21 protein-coding genes are annotated in these 25491 nt (G+C 40.3%); 11 read left to right on the plus strand and 10 right to left on the minus strand.

The genetic code is table 11. From position 1 onward, the window contains the following. Positions 1-9 precede the first annotated feature (9 nt). Positions 10-3180 (minus strand): efflux RND transporter permease subunit, encoded by a 3171-nt coding sequence (locus H5154_RS04565; RefSeq protein WP_149982252.1) that lies wholly within the window; start codon positions 3178-3180, stop codon positions 10-12. Positions 3181-3195: 15 nt separating this feature from the next. Further along, positions 3196-4374, minus strand: a complete 1179-nt coding sequence (locus tag H5154_RS04570; protein ID WP_149982253.1) for an efflux RND transporter periplasmic adaptor subunit — start codon at positions 4372-4374, stop codon at positions 3196-3198. 325 nt (positions 4375-4699) lie between these two features. Between H5154_RS04570 and H5154_RS04575 the strand changes: the two genes are divergently transcribed. Beyond that, positions 4700-4942 carry a hypothetical protein gene (locus H5154_RS04575; protein ID WP_182717521.1) on the plus strand — a complete coding sequence of 81 codons (243 nt, stop codon included), beginning with the start codon at positions 4700-4702 and terminating at the stop codon, positions 4940-4942. Between the two features lie 59 nt (positions 4943-5001). Here the strand turns inward: H5154_RS04575 and H5154_RS04580 are convergent, their stop codons facing one another. From H5154_RS04580 to H5154_RS04595, 4 genes are all read right to left on the minus strand, one after another. Further along, complete coding sequence (locus H5154_RS04580; RefSeq protein ID WP_182717522.1) at positions 5002-5790, minus strand: PhzF family phenazine biosynthesis protein; 789 nt, start codon at positions 5788-5790, stop codon at positions 5002-5004. An 18-nt stretch (positions 5791-5808) separates the two neighbouring features. After that, a complete protein-coding gene (locus tag H5154_RS04585) occupies positions 5809-6294 on the minus strand; it encodes a pilin (protein ID WP_182717523.1) in 486 nt (161 codons plus the stop codon). Continuing rightward, a complete protein-coding gene (locus H5154_RS04590; RefSeq protein WP_182717524.1) occupies positions 6291-7118 on the minus strand; it encodes a hypothetical protein in 828 nt (275 codons plus the stop codon). Before H5154_RS04590 ends, H5154_RS04585 begins: the two co-directional genes overlap by 4 nt. An 81-nt stretch (positions 7119-7199) precedes the next feature. After that, complete coding sequence (locus tag H5154_RS04595) at positions 7200-7814, minus strand: PQ-loop repeat-containing protein (protein ID WP_149982258.1); 615 nt, start codon at positions 7812-7814, stop codon at positions 7200-7202. A 300-nt stretch (positions 7815-8114) separates the two neighbouring features. Between H5154_RS04595 and H5154_RS04600 the strand changes: the two genes are divergently transcribed. Further along, a complete protein-coding gene (locus H5154_RS04600; RefSeq protein ID WP_182717525.1) occupies positions 8115-9254 on the plus strand; it encodes a PepSY domain-containing protein in 1140 nt (379 codons plus the stop codon). A gap of 44 nt (positions 9255-9298) precedes the next feature. Here the strand turns inward: H5154_RS04600 and H5154_RS04605 are convergent, their stop codons facing one another. The 4 genes from H5154_RS04605 to H5154_RS04620 all read right to left on the minus strand — a co-directional run bounded on the left by H5154_RS04605 (position 9299) and on the right by H5154_RS04620 (position 15305). Beyond that, the gene (locus H5154_RS04605; RefSeq protein WP_182717548.1) at positions 9299-12139 is read right to left on the minus strand and encodes a PD40 domain-containing protein; all 2841 of its coding nucleotides are present in this window, start codon (positions 12137-12139) and stop codon (positions 9299-9301) included. A gap of 145 nt (positions 12140-12284) precedes the next feature. Next, complete coding sequence (locus H5154_RS04610) at positions 12285-13820, minus strand: PH domain-containing protein (protein WP_182717526.1); 1536 nt, start codon at positions 13818-13820, stop codon at positions 12285-12287. Further along, a complete protein-coding gene (locus H5154_RS04615) occupies positions 13813-14385 on the minus strand; it encodes a PH domain-containing protein (protein ID WP_182717527.1) in 573 nt (190 codons plus the stop codon). Before H5154_RS04615 ends, H5154_RS04610 begins: the two co-directional genes overlap by 8 nt. 68 nt (positions 14386-14453) lie before the next feature. Then, on the minus strand, positions 14454-15305 hold the full coding sequence (locus H5154_RS04620) for a D-hexose-6-phosphate mutarotase (RefSeq protein WP_182717528.1): 852 nt from the start codon (positions 15303-15305) through the stop codon (positions 14454-14456). Positions 15306-15640: 335 nt separating this feature from the next. Here H5154_RS04620 and H5154_RS04625 point away from each other — a divergent pair, with 335 nt between their 5' ends. The 9 genes from H5154_RS04625 to H5154_RS04665 all read left to right on the plus strand — a co-directional run bounded on the left by H5154_RS04625 (position 15641) and on the right by H5154_RS04665 (position 25467). Further along, complete coding sequence (locus tag H5154_RS04625; RefSeq protein WP_145240209.1) at positions 15641-16135, plus strand: MarR family winged helix-turn-helix transcriptional regulator; 495 nt, start codon at positions 15641-15643, stop codon at positions 16133-16135. A gap of 118 nt (positions 16136-16253) precedes the next feature. Further along, complete coding sequence (locus tag H5154_RS04630; RefSeq protein ID WP_145240207.1) at positions 16254-17552, plus strand: porin; 1299 nt, start codon at positions 16254-16256, stop codon at positions 17550-17552. Positions 17553-17850: 298 nt separating this feature from the next. Then, positions 17851-18246 carry a YbaN family protein gene (locus tag H5154_RS04635; protein WP_182717529.1) on the plus strand — a complete coding sequence of 132 codons (396 nt, stop codon included), beginning with the start codon at positions 17851-17853 and terminating at the stop codon, positions 18244-18246. A 76-nt stretch (positions 18247-18322) separates the two neighbouring features. Beyond that, complete coding sequence (locus H5154_RS04640; RefSeq protein WP_145240203.1) at positions 18323-18955, plus strand: PepSY-associated TM helix domain-containing protein; 633 nt, start codon at positions 18323-18325, stop codon at positions 18953-18955. Next, positions 18955-19458, plus strand: coding sequence for a DUF2271 domain-containing protein (locus H5154_RS04645; RefSeq protein WP_145240201.1), 504 nt, complete (start codon positions 18955-18957; stop codon positions 19456-19458). The genes H5154_RS04640 and H5154_RS04645 overlap by 1 nt, the downstream gene beginning before the upstream one ends. A gap of 36 nt (positions 19459-19494) precedes the next feature. Beyond that, positions 19495-20337 carry a DUF4198 domain-containing protein gene (locus tag H5154_RS04650; protein ID WP_182717530.1) on the plus strand — a complete coding sequence of 281 codons (843 nt, stop codon included), beginning with the start codon at positions 19495-19497 and terminating at the stop codon, positions 20335-20337. A 317-nt stretch (positions 20338-20654) separates the two neighbouring features. Further along, positions 20655-23051 carry a PKD domain-containing protein gene (locus H5154_RS04655; protein WP_182717531.1) on the plus strand — a complete coding sequence of 799 codons (2397 nt, stop codon included), beginning with the start codon at positions 20655-20657 and terminating at the stop codon, positions 23049-23051. A 227-nt stretch (positions 23052-23278) separates the two neighbouring features. After that, entirely contained in the window at positions 23279-24169 is an 891-nt protein-coding gene (locus tag H5154_RS04660; protein ID WP_182717532.1) for a DUF4097 family beta strand repeat-containing protein, read from the plus strand. Between the two features lie 446 nt (positions 24170-24615). Continuing rightward, positions 24616-25467, plus strand: a complete 852-nt coding sequence (locus H5154_RS04665; RefSeq protein ID WP_145240193.1) for a pirin family protein — start codon at positions 24616-24618, stop codon at positions 25465-25467. Positions 25468-25491 lie beyond the last annotated feature (24 nt).

Raw genomic sequence — 25491 nt, forward strand, 5'->3', positions numbered from 1 at the left:
AAATTGAAACTAACGATCTAACTGCGGCCCTTGTTTACTTTTAAATAAGAGCATAATTTCATTAAATAAAGCTTTAAACACCTTACCTACATCACTCATTATGATGTACAAACACGGCACTAATATTAACGTGATTAAGGTTGCAAACATTACTGCAAATCCAAGCGCTACAGCCATAGGTATTACAAATTTAGCCTGTAAGCTGGTTTCAAACATAATCGGCAATACGCCCGCAAATGTAGTAATAGATGTCAGCAATATAGGTCTAAAACGAGCACAACCGGCCTCTATCACCGCATCTTTGATAGCGATACCTTCACGGCGAGCTTGGTTAACAAAGTCGGTCATAACCAGCGAATCATTAATAACTACACCCGCTGCGGCAATGATACCAAAGCCCGACATTAAGGTTAGATCTAAGCCAAACCAATAATGCCCCCATACAGCCCCCGTCAAACTAAACGGGATCACCGACATTACAATCAAAGGTTGCGCATAGCTTTTCAAAGGTACAGCCAACAAGATATATACTAAAATCATGCCACCAAAAAAGAACATTTTTTGCTGATTTGCTTGTGATTGCTGCTCTTCAATAGCACCGCCAAGCTCTGATTTAACGCTTGGGAACTCTTCTTTTAGTTGAGGTAATAGCTTGTCTTTTACTTGTGTAATTACTTCATTTGGCTCGATCACTTCCTCGTCGATATTGCCATAAACATACACAGTACGATAACCACCTTCACGGCGAATATAGCTAATGCCCGGTTTTTCAGTCAGCTCGACCACATCACCAAGTAACACTTCTTTACCTTGCGGTGTGGTGATAACTGCATGCTTGAGCGATGAAAACGCTTCGCGGGTTAGTTTTGGATAACGTACCATCACCCGCACTTCTTCACCACGGCGAATAACACGCTGTGCTTCACCACCGTAAAAACTTGCACCAACTTGGTTTGCTATTGAGGCTAAGTCTAAACCGAGGTCATAAGCCACAGGTTTTAAACTCATTTGCACTTCTTTGCTGGCAGGGTCAATAGTCGAGCTAATATCAAACAAACCGTCTTGTTGTTGCAATAATTGAATAAAACGACGCCCAGCATCATTTAAAGTGTCGATATCTGAGCCATATAATAAGTAACCAAACTCACCATCACCACCACCTTGGGCATTCACATCGTCATAAATAATAAGCGACTTAACACCAGCAATGGTTGGCATCGCTTCACGCCAACGACGAGAAAGTTCAAACGCGTTATAAGGACGTAAATCCTCTTCAACTAATGGTGCAAGTATTTGCGCTTCAGTACGACCTTGGTTAAACACAAGTACATCTCTAATTAGTTTTTGACCATATTCCCGCTCAGTCTCTTTATCAACGGCAATCACCATAGCTTCGATTTCACGAATTGCTTCAATGGTTTGTATATCAGAGACATTATCATTCATCTCTAAGTTGATCTGCGGATAGTCATGCGGGATCTTCGGCATAAAACCAGTACGCACATTGTTTGATGCAATCAAGGCAAAAGTGACGATCAGTAATGAAATAAACGAGAACAGTACCGCCCAACGCCACTCTACACAACGCACTATAAAACGTCGATATGGTCCATTTACAAAACCAAAAAAGCGCTTATTAAAACGTGCTCGCCAGCTATCTGGTTTAATTGGCGGGAAGTTAGTATGGGCAATATGTGCAGGTAGAATAAGCTTTGATTCTATTAAGCTGAATATTAAACACAACATAACCACGACTGCGATCCCAAAAAAGAATGCACTTTCAGGGCCTGTCGATAACGTAAATGGCGCAAATACCGCAACTGTGGTTAACACCCCAAAGGTTGCAGGAGTTGCGACTTTTTTAGCGCCATTAACGACATTAACAACTCCACCGCCTTTTTTCTCTATTTCGGTGTAGGCACTTTCTCCGATGACAATGGCGTCATCCACCACAATCCCTAGCACCATAATAAAGGCAAATAATGACAAGATATTAATGGTTACACCAAACAGCGGCATCATCATCATGGCGCCTAAAAAGCATACCGGCAAGCCAATCATTACCCATAGCGCAAGCTTAAAACGTAAAAACAAAGAAAGCATAATAGCGACTAAAATTGCACCTTGGATCAGGTTATTTACCATCATATCTAAGCGAGCATTTAAGTAATAGGTCATATCCATTAATGGCTCTAAGCGGACACCCGGCGGTAAGTCTTTATTTTTTTGATCAATAAACGCTTTAACTGAATCCGCAACAGGAATAATACTTTGCTCTTCCGTCGCTTTTACTGATAAATAAACGGCATTTTCACCATTGAACTTAAAGTAACGTTCGCCTTCGGTGAATTGGTCCTTAATAATTGCAATATCTTGCAGTAAAACTTTAGCGCCGTTATCACCAATTTTTACTGGTATTTGGCGAAACTCCTCACCTGAATACAGTTGGTTTTCAACTCGAACAGAAATAACCCCAGCATCGGTTTTTAATTGTCCTGCTGAAAAGTTGGCGGAATAACGACGAACAGCATCAGCGACTTCGCTTAAGGTTAAGTTGTAACGACGTAATGTGTCTGGTTCAATCTCAATGGCAATTTCATCCAGTGGTACATCATTGACCACCAGTGATACATTTGATAGCTGTAATAGCTCATCTTCAATGCGGTTAGCTATCGGTTTGAGCTCATTCAGTGGTAGGTCGGCAACTAATGTCATGCCTATTACATCTTGGCGAAACTCTATTTGACTTATGGTGACCGGCTCCATGCCTGCGGGGAAAGTAGCGATACCATCAACCCGCAACTTAATTTTATCCAGTACATCGGTGAGCTCTGCATCAGTATTGATTTCTAACTGGGCGCTGCCGCCATTACGAAATGCGCGATATACACCTTTTTTAATTTCGGTAATATCTTTTAAAGATTCTTCAATCTTAACGAGAATACTTTCTTCCATCTCTTGCGGTGACGCGCCAGGGTAATTCGCATTAATTGTAATGTAATTAATTTCAATGTTCGGGAACATTTGTCGTTGGATAGTTAAAAAACTAATGATCCCCATTACTATAATGAAAACCATCATTAAATTAGCCGCTACAGAGTTATTAGCAAAGTAGGCAATAATACCAGTCTGCTTTTCAACCGTTGAGTCTGGTGTATTTGGTAGTTCAGTGTTACTCATAACGCAGTCTACCCTTTATAGTTTTTCAGTGGTTGCACTATCGAGTGCATCAACTTTTTTAACATCCTGCACACCAGCGATTTTCACTGCCATGCCTTTTTGCGGATACTCTGGTAAGGTAATAACTAATTGATCATCAGCCTCTAAGCCATCACTAATATAAAAGAACTCGCCCTCTTCGCGGATCACTTTCACTTTACGTGGCTCAAGTTGCTGCTCATCATTAACAATCCATACCATTTGGTTATTCACCAGTTCTTGCGGTAAGCGATAGATATTATTAAGCATAGTGCCAGCAAAATTGACTTGTACATAACTGCCATATTTAATTGCCTGCTGTTTATTAACTAACCCATACGGATCATCTATACGAACAACTAAGCTACTCATACGAGTTGCACTATCAACAATACCTAAATCACGATCAACCACAGCTTGACGCGTAAACCCATGTAAACCGGTTTTTATTACCGTTGCAGTAATGCCTTTAACTCGCTCAGGTAAAAACACACTGTCAAAGCCAGCGATCGGAATAATCACTTCGGCTGTTTCAATATTATTTAACTCACCGATTTGTGTGCCCATATTTATATACTGGCCTACACCAATATCGCGACTTACAACCAGTGCATCATAAGGAGCTGTTACTTCGCAATTATCTAAATCACGTTGCGCACGCTTTAATCGTGCTTGCGCTGACTTAACCGATGCTTGCGCGCTAAGCACTTGTGGCTCACGTAAAAACAATGCAGTACGCTCTTTACCAGGAAAGCGCTTTACTTCATCCGCCGCAACTTGTGCTTGTGCTTGCTCTTCGATTAACTGTGATTTTGCTTGAGCAAGTTCAGCTTGGGCTTGTAATAGCGCCGCTTCATAGTTATCTTTCTCAATAGTAAATAAGGTTTCGCCACGAGCAACAATACCACCAGCAACAAAGTGAGGATGCCAACTAACAACCTCACCCGACACCTGCGCTGATAAACGCGTGCTTTCAAGTGGCTTAACTTCGCCATAGCTATTAATAATCACTTGATGATCGTTGGCAGCTACAGGCTCAACTTTTACAACCGGCCGAGTGTCGACTATTTCTTTTTTTTCTGGCTCTTGGGCAATCGCATTAATTCCCACAAAGCCAACAATTCCTAAGCCAAGCGCGACAAATGGAAGTGTCCATTTCAATATCGTTGTTCGCATAATCAGTCCCCTAAATATTTTACTAAAGCCATAATAACAGAGCTGAATGAAACATTAACGTGACATTTGTAAGGAACTGTTACAAAACCGTATCAAAAAGATTCAAAGTCCTTATTTAAATAACCTGAGCTTCGGATAATAAATCTATCTCCTGCGGCTGCTGTTATTTTCAAAACCGAACACCTGCGTGTTCAATATCGAACAGCTATCACTTTAGAATCACCATATAAATACTTAACAAACTGAAAATAAACAGTATTCATTTCTGGCATCAAACTTTCATTAACTACACTATCAACCTCGTAGATTTGTAGATTTGTAGATTATGAATATTAATATTGAGAAAACCACAAAACTAAACAAAGTTAAAATAGCCCTCATTGTTGCCGCACTCATACTGCTAGCAAGCATCAGCTATTTTGCGGTGCAACCTGCTGTGCCGCAGCTAAATGCGAGTACGCTCAATGTGGTGACCGTCCAACAAGGTGATATTGATATTATGACGCCTGTGTATGGTCAATATGCATCACGCTATGAGCGCCTAATTAGTGCCCCTGCAGTTAGCTAACACAGCGCATGGCGCGCAAATCACCATTAAACTACCGCAAGGTAGCAATTAAATAGTCATTATAAATATATGGTGCCCTGCATATAGCGCACAGCATGGCCAGTTACAGTAATTGTGTGCGCAGCAACTTCACAATACAGATGTCCGCCACGGCTAGAAGCCTGATAAGCACTTAGCCAGGTTTTACCTAACTCTTTAGCCCAATATGGCGCAAGGCCGGTGTGAATTGAACCGGTTACATAGTCTTCATCACCGCCATTAGCAGGCCAAAAATAACGTGAAATAAAGTCGTATTTTGCGCTTGGTGCTGTTGCTACGACATCTAGCGGGAACAATGTTTTAAGCAACGCAGAGTCTGTTTTAAGATCTAGCACATCTTGCTCACCATCATAAATAGCAAAGTAAGCTTGTTGGTTTTTCAACACCTTAACGGGTTGTATAGACAAGCCAGCAAATAGCTCAGAGGGTATTTTTATTGCAACAAAAGGAGTTTGTTTTGGAAAAGTCATGGCAAAGCTGCCATCGCTATTTTTATTAATAACTAACTCACCGACTGCTGCAGCTTGAAAACGAATTTGCGATAAATTGTGCTGTTCGCACAACACAAATGCCGCAGCGAGTGTAGCATGCCCGCAAAAGTCTATTTCCATTAATGGTGAAAACCAACGGATAGCGTAGCTGCCATCAGCTTGACGACAAGTAAACGCGGTTTCGGATACGTTATTTTCTGCGCCAATGTTTAGCATCAGCTCATTATCAAGCCAATTATCTAAATCAATAACCGCTGCATAGTTGCCTTTAAATAATTCGTTAGTAAAAGCGTCTACTTGATGGATAGTCAGTTGCATTCATTTACCTATAATATTTTAATATTTAAGTTCTTTACACGATGACGGCAAAATATCTTTGGGTACGGTGGTTTTATTTTCACCCATTGCTTGCATACCTGCGACTGGCTGATCGTAGCCACATAACCAAGCTATAGGGCTACCCGGACTACCCGTGACCACAGCTGGCCGAAATGTTAATATCGTCCCCTGCAAAGGCACTGACGCTTTATTACCAAGGCTAATATGAATAGCCCCAACATCAACGACAATACCAGTTACTCGATTGCCAATTAAAAACTTACTCGCAGGTATACCGGCTTCCTCATTGTTTGATGGAAATCGTCCTTGCTCTAAATAAAAAGTCGTTACATCTTCTCGTATAACGGCAGCCATTGCTAAGGGGTCTACAAGCTCACTGCGCTGTATATATTTACTGTATTGTGGCAATGCCACAGAAGCTAGAATGCCTATGATAGCAATCACAACCATTAGCTCAATTAGGGTAAATCCTTTATTTTTCAAATGATCTCTCCCAATGCGAAGATAGGCCGATAAGCCTCTTTCAAAAATAATGCAATCGCAATAACTAAAGTAATCGTGAAAATAGTAATGAGTTTATTCAAATACCTTGTAGCATCTTGATTAAACACCGCCAGCTTTTGCTTTATTAAAAGCACAAATTCTTTACTAATATCTAAGCCATGTAACTGACAACTTTGTAAATGCTCAACCTCAGGGAAGCTAATACTTTCACTTGCCCCGTTTACAGGAAATTCAAGTATTACAATTAGCTCGCTGTGTTGCTGGCGAATTTTTTTGGGGATAATAAAATCGATACAACTTGATGATGGTTCTGCTTTTAGTAGATTGCCTATTTGGCTTAGGCGTATAACACTGAGCAAAATTAATGAAAGAAGCATTCCTTGTAGAGATACAAATATATACCAAAATTTTGCCACATCACTAAGCGAGTTATTTAATTGAGCATGATAGTCACTCAATACAGCTGAAAAGGAAGGTATAACAAAAACCTGATAAATCAGACTAATGATAATAAAAGCAGTAAAAATAAATACCAGATAGCTTAATCTGCTCCCGTATTTAAAGCCGTTAGTACTAATTGCATTTGGTAATTGTTCATAACATAACGCAAGTCTTTGCTGCTCGTGTTCACAACGGTTATCAATAAGCTGTGCTGATAATTTTGTAGCTAATTGACTACTGTGCTGCCCAGCTTTATAAACCCGTAAATGCTCGGCACTGCTTAGTTGCTTTTTCTGTGCATGTGTAAGGTTACTTAATGGCGAAAATAATCGACATAAGTAACCTAGTTGATTCCAATTCATACCTTATCCCTTTTATCTCGATAAGGTAATTTGCCATAAAAACAGTAACTTTGGAATCGCTTGTTTTTAAAACAAACAATTCTATATTATTGCAGGGCGCATTTTATAATATTGAATACAACCAAGTTGCGCGGCATTAGTCAGTAAGATCATCACAAACGTTAAAAGATGCGAAGTACTTGGTGCTGCCATCGCTAATTCTGCAAATAAACCACACACACCAGCAATAAACTGTAAGCTAAAATAACGAGCACTTAAGTTGCTTATATCTCCGCTGCGCAGCGTTTTATAGGTTTGCGGCATGACTCGCACCGAACTCATTATTAAGCCAACAAAAGTAAGCCAAGTAAGTACGTTAGCAGTCTCTAGCTGTGGGTTTACTAACAGTAAAAAAGGTAATAGTGAAAAACCTAACATAGCGGCCAACTGAGTTCGCTCTCTAGTTTTGGCGTTATATCGAGCAAAATAATACAAGATTAAGCCACTTAAACACCCGGTCACCACAAACGGTAGTACCATGTAGTAACGTTCAAAAAAGAGATTAAATGCAATAAAATAAATACTTTGCGCCACCCCAAAGGTCATCATTAATAATGACAACCCCGATACACTGCGGTTTTTACGAATTTTATTTAGTAATGGTAAAAAGCTAAACACTAAAATAAATGATGATAAAATAGGCAGGTAATGCGCCAAAGTAGACCTCGTTCGCTAGTAATTGATTAATAAGTTAGCAACTTATTAACAAAACAATAAGTCAGTGTAAACCACTGTTTTTATATGCTTTATGTAAGGCGCGGCATTGTAAAGGTCCTATAAAAACAAGCAACCATTTGTACAAAATAAACTCACTACTCCTGCGGCAAGTTAACCTTACAGTTTCCATGTTTCGACTGACACTTTGCCGTTGGTATGTAAACATCTCATCGCATAGAATTGAAATAACATTGATAATTGTTATCATGCAACAAATTAATTTTGACGACTCTTTGCCTTATGAGAAAAACACTTTTTAAAATACACAGTTGGATTGCGCTTTGTGCTTTGATTCCACTTATTGTGATCAGTATAACTGGCAGCGTATTAGTGTTTAAAAGTGAAATTGATGGCTTACTCATGCCAGATAGTCACTTTGTCGTTGATAGTCACGCAGAACGCAAACCCATTGATAAATTAATAGCGGTTGCTGAGCATGAATTTCCTAGCTATGTAGTAGGTAGTTGGGAAATATTTAATGATGATACTGCTGATCGGGTTTATTTAATCGAACGCGGTACCGACACTTGGTATAAATTTCATATCAATCAATATTCTGGCGAAATACTTTCGCAGCCAGTTAGCACTAGTCACTACTTCACAGATTGGTTTTTAGAACTGCATTACACATTTTTGCTAAACGATTTAAAAACTCTACCTGGTCAAACAGGCACCGTCCTTGGGTTCTTTTTTGCAATCTTTCTATTTATCCTCGGCGTTACAGGCTTAATAATTTATCGTAAATTTTGGCAACGTTTATTTTCAGTACGCTTCAAGGCGACGCTGCAAATTGTACTAAGCGATATTCATAAAATGACAGGGGTACTTGGCTCACCCATTATTTTAATTTTGGCGATCACTGGCGGCTACTTTAATTGGGCTGTGTGGTATCACGAAGTAGTCGAACACGCAGAAGAACAGCATTTTATACTCACCAAAAACTTACATAGCGATACCATTAACTTTCAAGCCATTCTGGATGATAGCAAAAAACAAATCCCGACATTTAATGGTACTTTTTTAGTTATGCCACTGGAGCCTGACGAAAACATTACGCTATTTGGTGAAGTTGATAGCAACAATCCACTGGCAAGCGAATACGCCAACACCATTACTTATGATAAAAAAACCGGTGAACATATAGCTAACTGGGATATTCGCGAAGTCGGCATTGGTTGGAGAGTAATTGATAGCTTTAGAAAATTACACTTTGGTTATTTTGCCGGTTTACTCAGTAAAATCTTATGGTGCGTGATTGGCCTAAGCCCAGTATGGCTTGCAGGCACTGGTTTTTACTTGTGGCTTAGCCGCCGTAACCGTAAAAAACAATCACAAAGAAATCGCGAGCAAAGGCGAACAGCGACAGCATTAAATACTTAACTTAGACAAAGCGATAGAAGAGGCTCCTTGGAGCCTCCATTAATTTACAACGAATAATAAAACCCGAGCCAGCCTCTAAGCTCATCATCAAAGCTGTCGCCTTCTACTCTGACTAGGCCAAAATCAAGTTTCACATCATTGAGGCCTGCAGGGCCTAAGCCAAAACTAAAGGGGCCTTGCCATTTCACACCATAGCTTTGCCCGTATACCTGTTGGTCAATCTGATGCTGTTGATAGTACAACCATGGCATGCCTTCTGCCCAGCTAATACCTCCACCATAACCTTGATAGCGTTTGCCAATAGCGCTGTAAAAGGGCAGTTCAGGTGCAAAAACAAGGTCACTGCGAATATTTTTTGATAACAACGAAGAGCTAAAACCACCTAATCGCAACTCACTATCATCTCTATATTGCTGGCTATAATTAGCATACATCGGGATTGCCAGCGCTTTACCAAATAGCTGCGCAGAAACATCATAGCCCTGCCAACTCTGCGTGTCGCTATCGCCACTATACCAACGCGCATCAATCGCTTGGCCGATGGCATAATCTTGTCTGTCATAGCTCCAAGATTGCTTCAAGCCGACTCTAAGCCACTGTGAACTCTGCTCTTGCTTGATATTTGCATCATCTATCTCTGAGTAGTTATAAGCCAGTTCTGGCTGTACTTTAAACTCTCCAAAGCTCAGTGGCAGGCTGGCAGCAATATAGCCGCCTTGCACTGACTGATCAGCCAACAGGCTATGCTGATATTGCTTGCTAGCATTCAAATCATAAGAAAATAACTGGCTGTCAAACTTGATTGCAAGCGCACTGTAGCGTGCTTGGGCATAAATGCCTTGCAGTGCAGTGTCATGTAAATCAACACTGTAGCCCAGCTGCCAATCTAATTGCTTGAGTAAATCGCTGCCTTTAATACTCGCTGAAAATAATGCCGCGGAGGCTGAATGATATTGTTCACCTAACGCAAAAGTGGCTTTTTGCTGCCAAATATCGTAGTGCGTTTGCTCACCAATGGGTTGTTGATATATTTGAGCTTTTGGCAAGGTGTGCTCATTCACAAGCAACAAAGGCGCAATACTGTTAGTTGCAAAATCGGTGATTTCTTCTTCGTTATTATTTACCTGTAGCTGCATAATGTCAGGGCCATCACTACTGATTGAAAAATACAGTAAATCCCCGTCAGATAATGCGAGTGGATTAGCAACCGCTTGTTGGCCTTGAGTCAGCTTGAACAAACGTTGTGTAGTTAAATCATAACGGTAGATATCCGTTGCCTGAGCTAATCCTGCAACAAAATAAAGCTGCTTGCCATCCGCACTCCAACTTGGTTGTGATAAGTATTGATATCCCTTAGGCATTGGTACAGCAATTGATTTTTGTCCATAAAGATCTTGTATATACAATTGCCAATTATGATTAAACTCAGTTTTAAGAAAGGCGAGTTGCTGTTGATTGGGGCTAACTACTGGATAATCGTAAACCGTTGCTAGACTTTTTTCGAATAATGGTTGAGCTTGACCGGTTTGTAAATCAACTCGCACTAACTCTGAGTAACCCCCTTTAATCTGTTCTCCATAAAGTGTTTGCCCATTATCTGCAATACTAAAGCGCCGCAGGCCAGCTAAATCAGTTAGTTTGGTAACTTCACCGGTTTGCGTATCCCAGCTAAATATATCTGATATACGCTGATTATCAATATTATCTACGTTGCTGTAGGCTGAAAAATACAACACGTCGTCATTTAGCCATTGTGGGTTTTGAATACCCGCACGGTTGATTTGATTCAAGACTTGCTTTTGCTTACGTTGAAACACCTTGGGTGGTTTATCAGCAACATCTTTAGGATCATCAGCGAGTAGCTCTTGTTGCTCTTGGTTAAACTCTTCTGCAGCTTTGAGGTTATCCTCAGTACTGTAGAGTTTTAACTGAGTCTTGCCGTCTTGATCACGCTCCACCACTGCAAGTTGCTCGCTATTTGGTGATAAAGCAGGACCACTAGCATAATGATCTAACGCCAACCAAAGATCACTAGTAAGTGACTGTTCACTTCTTTCTTTACTCATTGCTTGATAGGTATACTCAGCAATAAAACGTCGATACAACTTACTCGCAGAGTCACCAAAGACCCCTTCGAATGCGTCATCAAATTCGCGTTGCTTAACCCCTTGCATACGCGTCCAAACAGCATCAAGGGTTTGCTCTGAATAGTTTTTCTCTAGCCAAGCTAAAAATCGGGCGCCCATTAAATACGCCATAGAGCCAGCCATAAAGCCACCATCTGTACTATTCAACTGATCATAGCGGGGCAATGCACCTTGCTGAGCAAATTCGATTAAAATCGCCTCGCTGTAGTTATCAAATAACCGACCACGCCCCGTCATTTTCGATTCAAGTAATGTTGCGTAACCCTCTGCCACCCAGCGAGGCATCTCGCTGTGTGTTATATCGTATAAATCCCAAATATTCCTGAGCTCTTGACGCCATTTACTGCGGGTAGGTTGTGCTAAATGCACTAGATGAATATATTCGTGCAGTACCAGTAATTGCTGCCAACCACTATTATTTGAGATCACTGTATCTGACTGCGGTGGTGTAGTAAAAAGCGCCATCAATGGCTTATTTGAAACCGGTAATGCAAAACCATTAGCGGCATTGAGTGGATCAAACACCACCACATCAACCGCCTCATCTAAAGCACGGTTTTGTTGCTCAAGCACTTTGCTGCGGACGATTTCTAATTCATTGGCCGCAGAGCGTGCCCAATCTGCATTTTCTTGACTGTAATGAACATTAAAGTGTTCGGTATGAATAGTTTGCCATTGCACGGCGGCCTGTGTATGTGTGGCTAATAATAACGAAGTAGCGAGTAAGGTTTTTTTCATCATGTTCCCTGATCTCTTATTTTAAATCCATTATTGTCATAACTTAGCCTAAAAAGAGAGCATAAAAATGTAAGAAAACGTGAGTTACCGCTATTACGCTTTATCGCCTAATAAAATACCATCCTAAGAACTTGAAAGCGGTGAATTACATCCAACTTCGTTGATCAGATTCAGCTTGGCAGAGAATAAAGTCGATAATTTCATCGGCTTGCTCTGCTTTGATATAAGGCATAGTCGCTGTGCCCGCAGCGAGTTGTATAGACAAGCTCTTCAAACCACTTTTTCGCATAAAATAAGTGCTTACTGCGCGCGTGCTTTGCGCTTTATATAGTTCAAACACTCGATAATGCACACTTATCATGCCACTGCGAAACACTGCGTAATATCGCCCTTGATATTGATAAAAATAATAACCGTATCGTCGATATGATAAGTACACCAAGGAACTTAGTAATACAGCACAAAGCAGGCCATATACAGGGCTGTAACCTTGTCCTGCATAGCCCATAAATGCAATTAAAGCGCTCGGTAACAAAGCATAAAAGCATAGGTTTTTGATCAGTAACGCTTTTTCGACACCTTTAAAGTTGAGTGCTTTAAAATCATCACCGGTTAAATTAAGCCAAGGATGTACCCACTGACAAACTTGTTTTACTTGCTCAAGTGAAAGCACTGGCATCACTAAGCTTTGTTTGCTCTTTGCGCCCGCGCTAAAGCCGCCGCTGGTTGCTTGCAAACACTGCACGGTATAACGTTTAAGTAGTCGTGCAATTAGGTTTTGCTTAATCAGCAGCGATTGTACTTTATCAAGACTCACCGACAACTGATGACGCTCTAATAATCCAGCAATGCGTTTAAATTTTCCGGCCTGAAAGTAAAGCTGAAAATTATAAAAGCGGATTAATGACATTAATACCGATAATAAAACGGCAACCAACACAACAAGCACAAGTATTGAAAACACAGCGAGTGCTGCAGCATCAACCAACACGCCCACTTCTTGCTGATAGAATGATTCTAGGCGATTGATCACCGCTTTTTCTAAGAAATCCAGCATAACATTCATAAAAGGCGCAAGCGCTGCTAATGCCAAAATAGCCATATTCGACATCAAGCCAAATTTTGCAACTTCTTTATTGCTCAGCAGCAAACATTGTTGTGGTTCGTTGGTATGTGTATCTTCAGGTTGCTGCTTAGCTGCAGTTTGTTGTTGGGTTTCTTTATAAGCCAATACTCGCTCGCGCATTTGCTCTGCATATAGCGATGTAACCCCTGGTAATACAGCCTCTTGGCTAGTGCTGCCAGCGGCATCAAAAATACAGTTAACCAAACCCAGAGGCTTAAAATAAAACGGTTCGGCAATATTAACATTCTGCACTCGCAAAAAGTTCAAAGTTAAACGCTCTTTTTTAAACACCCCTTTATTGAGTAATATTTCATGCTCATCAGTAATGCAAAAGCGAAAATTAATATAGTAAAAAAATGAATAAATTAACAAGCTAATAATCGCTACCGCTAATGCAACTTGCCCCCAAAACCACTTATTTTCAACCTGCGTAACAAACACAACCATAATAGGTAGTAAGTTAAATACACCGTCTTTGACAAATCGGAAAGCAAAATGCAAGATAAAATAAACCAGTGACCAAGACGAAACACGCTGCCATTTCAAATTATCCATTTAACGACTCATCAGTAGCTAATACACTATCACCGGCTTGATTGCTGGTATTGTTAGATACTTGTCTTGCTTCAGTGTACTTTTGAATATACTGACGGATATTTTTACAATCATCATGACTTAAGCCACTAATGTTGAGATCGGCGCTCATTCCGCCAGCACTATACAAACGCAAGCTAGCCAAGCCCAGTTTTCGCTCCAAAGGGCCACGATGTATTTCTGTGTGCTGCACTCGTGAGAAAGGTAAAATCGTCACCTGCTGCCAAATAACGCCTTTGCGATAAGCTATATCATGCTCACGCATAGCAATTCCTTTAAGTCGCATACTGACAACGTTATAACCTAGCGATAAAACTAAAATAATTGGTAAACCAATCAGTAAGCTCGTTTGTGCCAGTGCTGCAAACTCCTGATTAAAAAAGCAAACAGCGCCTAATATTGCAGTTAATGGTAGATAAAACAGCAGCCAGTTAAGCTGAGCGTGCAGCAACGCTTTATCTGCAAGTGGCTTATATACTATTTGTTGATGTTGGGGTAAGACGTCCAGTTGGTGGTTTTCGAACACTTTTTTTCCTTAACAAGCCAACGATTTGATACGTTGGCTTTGATTTATAGCAAAGTTGCGGCCCTATATTACACCCAGCGAATGGTCGTCGCTAAGGTATGACTTTCGCCTGGCGCTACAATCGCACTATCATCCATTACATTTGCCGCTTCAAGGCACAACATTGTATGGTATTCATCATCAGCAAAATTAGATAAACGCTTTGACTTATTAATCCACGGGTTCCACAGCACACAAGAGCTAGAGTTTTCACGGCCGACTTCAATAATTCCATCCGGAGTAATAATACGCTGGATAGCTGCGGCTTGGGTATAAACCATATCTGTTTCACGAGCAAAACCAACCAGTCCATCTTGATCAAACGGGCCTTCGCTAAACTCAATATATTTAGAACCTTGCAGCCCATCCACTTGAGTTTCTTCAATAGCAGGGGTTGGAAAATAAGTGTGCAGCGCTTGCGTGAAAGTTATAGTTTGGTTACTTAAATTAGTGGTTGTTAAACGCACTTCAAGCTGATTAGTTAGTATAAATTCAACCTTTAGCTTTGATTTGTGTGGCCAGTAGGTTTCATCAACTTGTGCCATTGGCAAGGTTAAGCTAACTCGAATTTCATCGTCTTGCTCTGCAACTTCATCTGCTCGCCATAAGCTCGTACGTGCTACACCGTGAATTGGCCACTCAGGATTTGGATTGACACCAAACCATGGCCAACAAATAGGAATGCCACCACGTATACTTTTACCTTCTTGGTAATCTTCCTCGCTTGATACCCAAATTAATGGCTTTTTGCCACATGGCGTGAATTCAGTGAGTTGTGCACCTTGTAGAAAAATTTTAGCGCTACAAAGCTCGCTTGCAACATTGATATATTCTAAACCAGTGTCAGTTTGTTCGATGCTTACAGATGGAGATAACTTCATTATACGTCCCATAAAAATGAAAAACCTATCTCACCTTACCCAATCCCCAACCAATTAGTAAATATTATTTAGTGAGTTTTTATGTCAAATTTACAATTTTTCACTCTGTCATGACTTATAGGTAAGCTCAGCACCAAAAACGTTTAATTAAATAATATGCAAATGAACTAAATTTAATTTCAACTCAAAACAAATAAAAAACAGCCACAGATCTGTGTAAAGCCAATAATACAGTATAAATCGACCTTATCTATTTGAACTCTATTTATTAGATGTGTAATATTTATTGATTGCGCGAGCGCCTTGACCGCAAACCATCTGCGAATGAGATAAAAATGAAAAAATATGACGAATTATTGGTTTCTTTACGTAAAGTGATCCGCGCGATCGACCTCCATTCTAAGCAGTTAAATAAAATCTCCGGCCTTACCGGTCCGCAGCTATTAATTATGACTGAAGTAGCACAAACTGATGGTATTACAGCCAGTCGCATTGCCCAAAATGTAAACCTGAGTCCTGCAACTGTAACTAATATCTTGGATCGCTTAGAAAACCGCGATTTAGTGACGCGTGTTCGCAGCCAATTAGACAAACGTCGAGTGAGTCTTTACCTCACTGCAAATGGTCAAACGATTCTGCAAGCAGCACCACAACCGTTACAAGAACACTTTATTGAAAAGTTCTCAGCCTTAGACGAGTGGGAACAAAGCCAGCTACTATCATCAATGCAGCGTATTGCTACTATGATGGATGCTCAAAGTATAGATGCAGCTCCTTTATTAGAAGTTGGCGTGCTGACCCGCGCCGCTGAAGGCAAACCCACCGAATAAATAGTTTATAAAATCATATTAAACAAATGATTACCCTAGAACGCATGGTTAGTTAACTTGGGTTAAAGGTACAATTAGTCTATTCTATACAGACCTATATCAAGAATAGCGATTTATCATGCTTAAACTATCAAAGTTAGCTTTCGCGACTATGCTAGGCGCAACAAGCAGCGCCTCATATGCTTCAGACATTGATGCTATGCAAGCTCAACTTTCTCAACTCCAACAACAGATGCAGCAACTGCAACAGCAGCTTGCGGCTGAAAAAGCAAAACAAGCTAAAGTTAATCAACAGCTTGAAGAACAGACCAAGACTATCGCAAAGCAAACTCAAGATAATACCGAAACAGCCCTATCCGGAGTTAAATTTGGTGGTGCAATTCGTACTAACTACAGTCACACCTCATATGATGACGGCAATAAAAACCGTGGTGGCGATTTTGATTTTGATATTTTCCGTTTAAATGTTTCTGGCGATATTGGTGGAGTGCTGATCGGCGGAGAGATCCGCTTTTTTGATTACATGACCGCAATAAAATCAGCATGGGCAGGCTATCAATTTACTGACGACTGGCAAGTGCAAGTAGGTATCACAAAAGTGCCGTTTGGTAATGATCCTTATAACTCCCATAACTATTTCTTTAGTGCAAACTACTACGTTGGTTTAGAAGACGATCATGATTTAGGCGTGATGTTTAAACGTAAAGTAGCTGATAACTGGCAGCTCGATTTAGGTTTTTTCAAAAATGACGAACTCGGTGGTGTCGATGGTTATGTTGAAGATCGCAGCCATCGCTATTCGTACGATATTGTTGGTAGTCGCACCGTCGACGAGGGTATTTATGCCGAACCGAGCAAAGGGCTTGGTGAGTATAATACCTTTGCCGGCCGCTACGCCTATTACTTTGAACACGGCAAAGGCATGACCACAGAAGTCGGAATATCAGGCTTGGCCGGTGGCTTACATGACGGCCAAGACCGCGCAGGAAGTTACAACGCATGGGCACTGCATGTAAACAGCGTTATCAATAATTGGAATATTCAGCTACAGCATGGCGAATATGACTACAATATCGATGACACTAATCGTATCGCGGTTGGCGCATATGGGTTTTATGACTCTATTGCGACCGATGCAACCACCAGTAGCTTTAATGTCGCTTACAGCGTACCGGTTGAATGGGGTCCAGTAAGCAACCTGCAATTTTATAATGATTACAGCGCGATCTATAACAAGTCTGATGACACTGCCGATACTTGGATGAATGTTACCGGGGTATCCGTCGCGGCTGGCGGCTTGTTCACTTACTTTGATTTAGTTCATGCCCGCAATCAAGCATTTGTAGGTGGCTCTGTTGCCGGTGATAGTAATGAAACCGAGCGTCGATTTAATATTAATATTGGCTATTACTTTTAATCTTTAAAGTCAGCCTGTAATTAGGGGGGTTAGTCTTAAGAGGTTACCCCCTCATAAACTCATCCTTCATAACGCTGTAAGCAATGACTGCAAGCAATTACATTCCCATCAACTCATAATAGGATATAAAAAGAACAGCGGCATCAGGTTGAATCGCAAGCTGAGGCGCTGAACGTGGCAGAGTATAACGTCATCGAGTACAATTAACTGACAATGCTGAGTAAACTAGCAGCATATTGTTTAACGTTGCTTGCCAAGCATTTAGCCGTTTTCAACTTTATCAGGCACAAGTCTATTCATGAATTTAAAAGTAATTTTAGCCACTTATAAAAGTATTGGCTATCAACTATTAGGACTAGCCTTGGTTGGGCTGGGAATTATAGGTATTGTTTTACCTGTGATGCCCACCACTATTTTTTTCATTTTGGCATTAGCGTGCTTTACTCGCTCGTCCCCAAAACTCGCTGCTTGGTTACTCAATCATCCTCGTTATGGCGTAACCTTACGCCATTGGCAAAAGTACAAAGTAGTACCCGTAAAGGCGAAGTGGTTTGCGGGTATTGGTATGTCACTTGGCTTTATTGTATTGCTGCTTTGTGCACCGCCGTGGTGGGTTTTACTGCTGGTAGCCTGCATCGAAATAGCGGTTATGATTTATTTACTCTCTCGCCCTTCAAAATACCTAGCAATGTAAATTTCGTAAATAATGTTGTGATAACTAATGCAAATCATTACCATGTAGATAACATTGCTTAACTACTAAATTATTTATGCCGTTAATAAATAAACGAACTTTATATAGTACCAGTCGTGCGTTGCATATTTATCTATCAACAGCACTGCTGTTTTTGCTTATTTTATTTTCTGTCAGTGGGATTGTACTTAATCATGTTGATTGGCTAGAAGGCGATAAAAGTGATGGGCAACTAACCACATCACTCCCAAGTGCATTACTTGAGCAGGGCCAAGAAAACCTAGCAACCTTACCCATTTTATACCCTGAAATAGAAGCTTACTTAGCCAACCAATATGGCTTAACTAAAGTAAAAAGTATCGACTGGGAAAAAGAAGATGCACTCGTGATGCTCGACTACCCACTGCCTGCAGGTTTTGCCTTCGCAGAACTTAATTTCATCAGTGGCGAACTGAATCTCGAATATCAAACTGGCGGCTTTTTAAGCTTAATTGGCGATTTACATAAAGGCCGTCATAGCGGCGAAGCATGGAGCTGGGTGATTGATATATCAGCCGTGTTAATGATTTTTTTTGCTATCACCGGGATGATTATTTTATTTCAAAATAGAAAAAAACGCTTAGTAGGAATATGGCTAACAGTGCTTGGGGTCGCAACACCAGCAGTCATTTATTTATGCTGGGTTCCGCAACTAAAAGGAGTGTCTTAATGCTAAAACTTAATACCTTAATAAGCGCTGTTGTTTTATTTACAGCAGCTTTGTTTCAACCTCATGCGAATGCCGCTGAACTTGAAATAGAACTAACCCTACCTGATCTAGACGTACAACCTTACCATCGACCTTATGTCGCGGTTTGGCTAGAAACCCCAGAGCGTAAGCATGTAACCACGGTTGCCTTATGGGTTGAAAAAGCAGAATGGTTTAAAGACTTACGCCAGTGGTGGCGTAAAGCCGGAAAAAGTGACGCTAACTTTGATGGTGTAACAGGTGCAACAAAGCGCCCAGGTACTTACACCATTAACTGGAATGGCACAGATCTAGATGGCAAAGCCGTAGCTGCAGGCAAGTATTTACTTAATTTAGAAGTCGTTCGCGAAGAAGGTGGCCGTGATTACACCCGTGTAGAACTTGATCTAAATAAAGACGGCAAGATCACCATCGATGGCACCAATGAATTTTCACAAAGCTTCGTCACCATTAAAAGTCAGTAAATGTAGCTGCTAAAACAATTTAAATAAGGAAAGACTATGAAAATCAATTTACTTAAAAGCGCATTTATCGGCGCACTTACTTTCACTGCCCTAGCATCTAGCTATGCCAATGCACATGCTCGCTGGTTAGTGCCTTCGCACACATCTCTTTCAGGCGACAAAGCACATTATGTGATGATCGATGCCAGTATTTCGAATGAAATTTTCGCACCAGATAAAGCATATCGTCCAGCACAAAAAGGCGCGGAATATGATGATAATCTGATTATGGCAATCGGCCCTGATGGCAAACCAGTTAGCGATAAAATTCGTGCATATTATCTGCAACGTAAAAATTCAGCGGCGGTAAAACTAGCTGGGGAAGGTACTTATCATATAACGATGAGCCAAGAACCACGACTAATGACTTTTTATAAAGATGCCAAAGGCGAACGTGGCCGTGTATTTGGCCCTAAAGACAGTAAAGATATCCCAGCTGATGCAACCGATATTAAAACCACTAAATCGATTGCAACGGTAGATACATTTGTAAGCCGCAACGGCACCTCAAAACCTGCGCTACTTGGTCAAGGCTTAGAGATCAGCGGCCCGACTCATCCTAATGATTTATTTGTTGGTGAAGAGGCACGTTTTCAGTTATTAAAAGACGGTAAACCTGCTGCCAACATAGAACTTGCCATCTTAAAAGGTGATACACGTTATCGTAACGAACGTGGCGAAGTTAAAGTAACCACAGATAAAAACGGCTTTTTCACTAACACATGGCAACACCCTGGACTATACCTGATTGAAGCAAGTGTGAGCGAAGGTTCAACTGAAAAAGGTATCGATAGCGTACGTTATTCATTATTTACTACATTAGATGTAGCACCTGAATAAAACCCCTCATTAAAAATAAAGGCCAAGTAACTTAGCTTGGCCTACAACTCTAAATAAACACATAAACAACTTAGCGCCAAAATTTTTCTAAAATTTGAATTTAATTCTTTTATTTTCCCTCTTTTGGGTTCATATTATAAACAATTAAATTAACATAACTATAAAATATTTAACGGAAATAAATATTATGAAAAATGGACTTTATACCAACCTAATTCAAACCAGAAATAATCCTCATTTAAATTTAATAGCAAGCACTACAGGCTTAGCTTTACAGTACCACTAAACACAACAAAACCAACAACAAGGAAAGTAATATGAAATGGAGTTTTTTAATCCAGCTAGCTTTGATCCTAACTCTCACAGCCTGTGGCTCAGGAGGTGGTGACTCAGAAAAAAAACCAACCAATAAAGTCACTAACAATAAACCCGTTGCCATGATCAGTGCACCAACCGGTGAAATGCGGGTAAATACCGCGCTAACATTTAGCGGTACAAAAAGTAGCGATCCCGACGGCGATTCATTAGTTTATAAATGGCGCTTAACCACTGCAGACGGACAAAATGAGCTCGCTCTTGCTGTTGATAATGAAAGTAAAGTTGAAGTATCACTTGCTGAAGCAAAGAGTTATAAACTAATTTTAGTTGTGAGCGATGGCAAACTTTCGAGCGCCCCAGTTGAAAAATTAATTGAAATTAAAGCCGAGCCAACGCAATTAATTGCTCATGCAGGACTTACTCAAACAGTAAAACAAGGTGATGTGGTTGCATTAAATGGTGCGCTAAGTAGCACATCTAACGGTGTAATAAATAAATACTTATGGCAGTTTACGGCAAAGCCTCTTACCAGCAATGCAATCATAGAAAATAATAATAGCGTTACCAGCAAATTCATTGCAGATAAAACAGGTGCTTACGCAATAAAGCTAACCATTACTAATTCACTGGGCGAAACAGCAAGCAACGAGGTAATGATAAAAAGTGAGTCTTTATACGAAAATTCAGCTCCTCAAGCGGTTATTAAAGTACAAAATAAAACCGTCGCTCCTCGCAGCATAGTCACATTAGATGGCAAGCAAAGCAGTGACCCTGATCAAGGTGATACACTAAGTTATCTGTGGACTATTACCGCACAACCTGCCGATAGCAACCCGACACTCACTGATAACTTAAGCAATACCGCAGGCTTCTCTTCTTTAGACCTCGGTGAGTACACGCTCTCACTAACAGTTAAAGATCAATATGGTGAAACTGATACCGCCACAGTTACTTTAACTGTAGAGATAGCAAATCAAGCTCCTATTGCACAACTTGTAGCTGAGAGAAACATTAACTTAGCTGAAACTATTACTCTGCAATGCGAACAATGCAACGATCCTGAAGGGCAACCCTTGAGCTACCTTTGGCAGATAAAAAGCAGACCTGAGAATAGTATAGCGCAGCTAATCCAAGGTACGACAGCAACCCCTTCTATCAGTGCTGATATTGAAGGTGATTATATGATCACATTAATCGTATCAGACGGACAGCTTAATTCTGAGCAAGCAACAAGCGTTCTTCACGCTCAAGCCAATGCAAAACCAACAGCGATTATTGCTGATGTAGCACCTATTTTAGTCGATGAAGAAATTCAACTTGATGGCTCACAAAGCACAGATCCTGAAGGCAAAGAGCTTACCTACCAGTGGGAAATTTTATCGCCATTAGGACGTGCTACGCTTTCTAACACAGACGTTGCTAAACCTTACTTTAAAGCATCAGGTGCAGGAAGTTTTGTTATTTCGTTACGTACCAATGATGGTAATAAAGACTCCGATACGCAAACAATCACTATCATAGTTAGAGACAATGCAAAGCCAGTCATTATTTCTAAAGGCGAACAATTACGTCAGGCTTTTGTTGGTAATATAGTAACATTTGATGTTAGCCAAAGTTACGACCCTGAAGAGACCAATCTTAATTATACTTGGGGGCTTACCAAGCCTAATGAGTCAAATGCAGCACTGGTAAACATAAAAGATGGCGTCGCTGAATTTACCCCTGATATTATAGGTAGCTATAATGTCACTGTTACTGTTACTGATGCTGAGGGCAATGCAGCTGTAATGGAGTTTGCGATCTCTGCTACCGATTCCGCTTTACTAACAGGCATAGTTAAAGGACAAATTACCAACGTAGCTAAAGTTGGTATCAATAACGCTATACTGATGATAAATGGTAAGCAGCATACTACAAATAGCAGCGGCTTCTTTGAGGCAATAGTTAGTGTTGAACAGGGCGCAACTGTTAGTATTTCTACAGCAGATGAAAGACTGGCAACTAGCGAGTATAGTTCAGCAGCGATAACACAAAATGATTTTATCATTAATATTAATCAAACAAGCCTACCGGTTTTTCAAGATGTAGAAGTCTCTGTATTCGTCTGTCCTGATTTTACTGGACCCGACACCGTAAATCTGCGCTTTAAAATGATCGATACTATTTTAACGTCGAATAGTTTTCAGGCTCAGTATGATGAAACCAAGCCTTTGATATTACAAAAAAGTAATAACACATATCTAGATAGCACACTAAATATTGCACTCCCTGTAACTGCAACATATGAAATAACCGTGGTTGAAGACAATGTGCGCAATACATCTTATTCAAGTACTGCTATTTACTACTCTCAGTCGCCCCCAAACTTAGCGATAATCACCATTTGTAATAATTAGAAAAAACTAAGCCACTTCACGCGTGTTGAAGTGGCTTAGCGTACCTTCCAGATCCAATCTAAAGAATATTAAGAACAACCCTAAATTTGGTATTTTTGACCACTTATTCGCTATACTTATCTGATAATAAAAATAAAAACCAATAAAAACAAATCATTAAATTTTGGCTTTGTTTTTGCTATAAATTAGCAAATCGTAAAATATAATTAACAATGAGAAAATAAATAATGATCAACAAACCTCTTTCTTTGCTAGCCAAAGCCCTTCCTATTGCCACTAGCCTATTGTTTCTCAGTGGCTGTATTGTGCATGTTTCAACCTCGTCAGCCAATATACAACAACAGCAGCAACGCTCAATATCAGCGTCACAATTACAGCAACTAAGTATTAATGCTGAGGCGGGTTCACTTAAAGTGATCGGCTCAACCACAGCAACTAACATCAGCGTAGATGCCACTATTTATACAGCAAAAAGTGATGACCCTTACATACTTACTCTGGAACAAAAAGGCGATAAAGCCGTACTTATAGCAAAAAATTATAGTTCATCAGGAATAGTGGTATATCAAGGTAATTCACCCAGTATTGATTTAGTTATTACTGTGCCAAGCTCATTTAACCTTGAGATTGACGATGACTCTGGCGATATAGATATTGCTGGTGTACTAGGTAATATCATTATAGATGACGACTCAGGGAGCATTCGTATTGATCAAGGTCATCACGTCACAATTGACGATGATTCAGGGGATATCGATCTGCAAAATATTACTGGTAATGTAGAGATCAGTGATGACTCTGGCAGTATTACTGCACGTAACGTTGCTGGCAATATGACTATTGAAGATGATTCGGGTGATATAACCCTTACTAATATCACTGGCAGCGTAGATATTGACGATAACTCTGGCAGCATCAATGCCAAAACTCTAGGCAGTTACATCACCATTGAAGATGAATCGGGTGATATTTATGTTGAACATGTAAATGGCCTAGTCACCATTGAGGATGGCTCAGGCAGTATTCGTGTTAACGACAGTAAAGGTATCACCATCATTGACGCTGGCTCTGGTGATTTGAGCATCGATAATATCAACGGCCCAGTAAAACTTAACTAACTCTTGATGTAAAACGGCCAAGTAATTGGCCGTTTTTTACTGTCTAATTTTGTGTTGTCGGTCGTGTGATCACAACAACTGCTATATTTTGCTAATCGCAAATACCCTCAGCGTCTTATCGCAATGCTTGATGAGCGTAAATGTGTCGTCGCTAGTTTCCCTACCTGCGGTATTTTGCATTAAAAGCATCAACAAGTAATAGTAAGCACTGTTTACTACGCATAAAGCTCCTTTTAGTGCCATACAACACACCATTAAAATTCTTTAAAAAAGAATATTAACGCCTATTTTTACTAATTTTCGTTCTTTTAACGTGAGTATATTATTAATCAAGCATCAATAGTGATACTCGAAATTAAGTGATCATCTATTGTTAGGGCTATAACTTATGTATTCAATTAATCGAATCAACGTGACTCTGCTTGGTCACCTTTAAGGAGCAAAACATGGCTAAAATACTCAACCCAACTGAACATGATATTGGTGGCTTAAACGTAAAGCGCGTACTGCCTAATTTTGATAAAAAAATGGTGGGACCATTTATCTTTTTTGATCACATGGGACCAAACGATTTTCCTGTTGGCCAAGGGATCAATGTTCGCCCTCACCCGCACATAGGCTTATCAACACTCACTTATTTATTTCGCGGCAGCATTTTACATCGCGACTCGCTAGGTAATAATTTAGAAATCCACCCAGGCGATGTGAACTGGATGACGGCAGGTAAAGGCATTGTTCACTCAGAACGAGAAAGCTTTGAAGTGCGCGCTAACCCGCATCATATTGACGGCTTACAATGCTGGATTGCGCTACCAGAAAATATGACTGAGATTGAGCCTTCATTCACCCATATAAAAAAACAGCAACTACCACACATAATTCATGAAGGTATCATGATGCGCTTAATTGTTGGTGAAGCTTACGGATTAAGCTCCCCAGTTAAAACCTACTCCCCCATGTTTTATATTGATGTGGTTGGCAGCGCCAATAGTCAAATTAAGTCGCCTAACCCACAGCAAGAAACCGCGTTATATGTTATTTATGGAAGCGTTACCGTGGGTCAACAGGATTATCAAGCAGGTGATTTTATCCTACTTGATAACCTCGATACTGATATTCACTTTGCCAGTGATGCACGCTTTATTTTGCTCGGTGGCGATAAATTTGAAAAAGTCCCATACTTGCATTGGAACTTTGTTGCTTATAGCAAAGAACGCTTAGAGCAGGCAAAACAAGACTGGCAAACTCAACGTTTCCCAAAAATCCCTGGTGACGATAAAGAATTTATTCCGCTATAGTAAACAGTATTTTAAGGCATAATA

Source organism: Pseudoalteromonas sp. SR44-5 (assembly GCF_014163675.1).
Classification (GTDB): Bacteria; Pseudomonadota; Gammaproteobacteria; order Enterobacterales; family Alteromonadaceae; genus Pseudoalteromonas; species Pseudoalteromonas rhizosphaerae.

Excerpts from the sequence above, each read along its gene's own strand:
- H5154_RS04650 (WP_182717530.1), top strand. The coding sequence starts at position 19,495 with ATGAAAATCAATTTACTTAAAAGCGCATTTATCGGCGCACTTACTTTC.
- H5154_RS04570 (WP_149982253.1), bottom strand. The coding sequence starts at position 4,374 with ATGCGAACAACGATATTGAAATGGACACTTCCATTTGTCGCGCTTGGC.
- H5154_RS04665 (WP_145240193.1), top strand. The coding sequence starts at position 24,616 with ATGGCTAAAATACTCAACCCAACTGAACATGATATTGGTGGCTTAAAC.
- H5154_RS04645 (WP_145240201.1), top strand. The coding sequence starts at position 18,955 with ATGCTAAAACTTAATACCTTAATAAGCGCTGTTGTTTTATTTACAGCA.
- H5154_RS04610 (WP_182717526.1), bottom strand. The coding sequence starts at position 13,820 with ATGGATAATTTGAAATGGCAGCGTGTTTCGTCTTGGTCACTGGTTTAT.
- H5154_RS04625 (WP_145240209.1), top strand. The coding sequence starts at position 15,641 with ATGAAAAAATATGACGAATTATTGGTTTCTTTACGTAAAGTGATCCGC.
- H5154_RS04630 (WP_145240207.1), top strand. The coding sequence starts at position 16,254 with ATGCTTAAACTATCAAAGTTAGCTTTCGCGACTATGCTAGGCGCAACA.
- H5154_RS04640 (WP_145240203.1), top strand. The coding sequence starts at position 18,323 with ATGCCGTTAATAAATAAACGAACTTTATATAGTACCAGTCGTGCGTTG.
- H5154_RS04575 (WP_182717521.1), top strand. The coding sequence starts at position 4,700 with ATGAATATTAATATTGAGAAAACCACAAAACTAAACAAAGTTAAAATA.
- H5154_RS04605 (WP_182717548.1), bottom strand. The coding sequence starts at position 12,139 with ATGAAAAAAACCTTACTCGCTACTTCGTTATTATTAGCCACACATACA.
- H5154_RS04580 (WP_182717522.1), bottom strand. The coding sequence starts at position 5,790 with ATGCAACTGACTATCCATCAAGTAGACGCTTTTACTAACGAATTATTT.
- H5154_RS04600 (WP_182717525.1), top strand. The coding sequence starts at position 8,115 with ATGAGAAAAACACTTTTTAAAATACACAGTTGGATTGCGCTTTGTGCT.
- H5154_RS04620 (WP_182717528.1), bottom strand. The coding sequence starts at position 15,305 with ATGAAGTTATCTCCATCTGTAAGCATCGAACAAACTGACACTGGTTTA.
- H5154_RS04590 (WP_182717524.1), bottom strand. The coding sequence starts at position 7,118 with ATGAATTGGAATCAACTAGGTTACTTATGTCGATTATTTTCGCCATTA.
- H5154_RS04655 (WP_182717531.1), top strand. The coding sequence starts at position 20,655 with ATGAAATGGAGTTTTTTAATCCAGCTAGCTTTGATCCTAACTCTCACA.
- H5154_RS04635 (WP_182717529.1), top strand. The coding sequence starts at position 17,851 with ATGAATTTAAAAGTAATTTTAGCCACTTATAAAAGTATTGGCTATCAA.
- H5154_RS04565 (WP_149982252.1), bottom strand. The coding sequence starts at position 3,180 with ATGAGTAACACTGAACTACCAAATACACCAGACTCAACGGTTGAAAAG.
- H5154_RS04660 (WP_182717532.1), top strand. The coding sequence starts at position 23,279 with ATGATCAACAAACCTCTTTCTTTGCTAGCCAAAGCCCTTCCTATTGCC.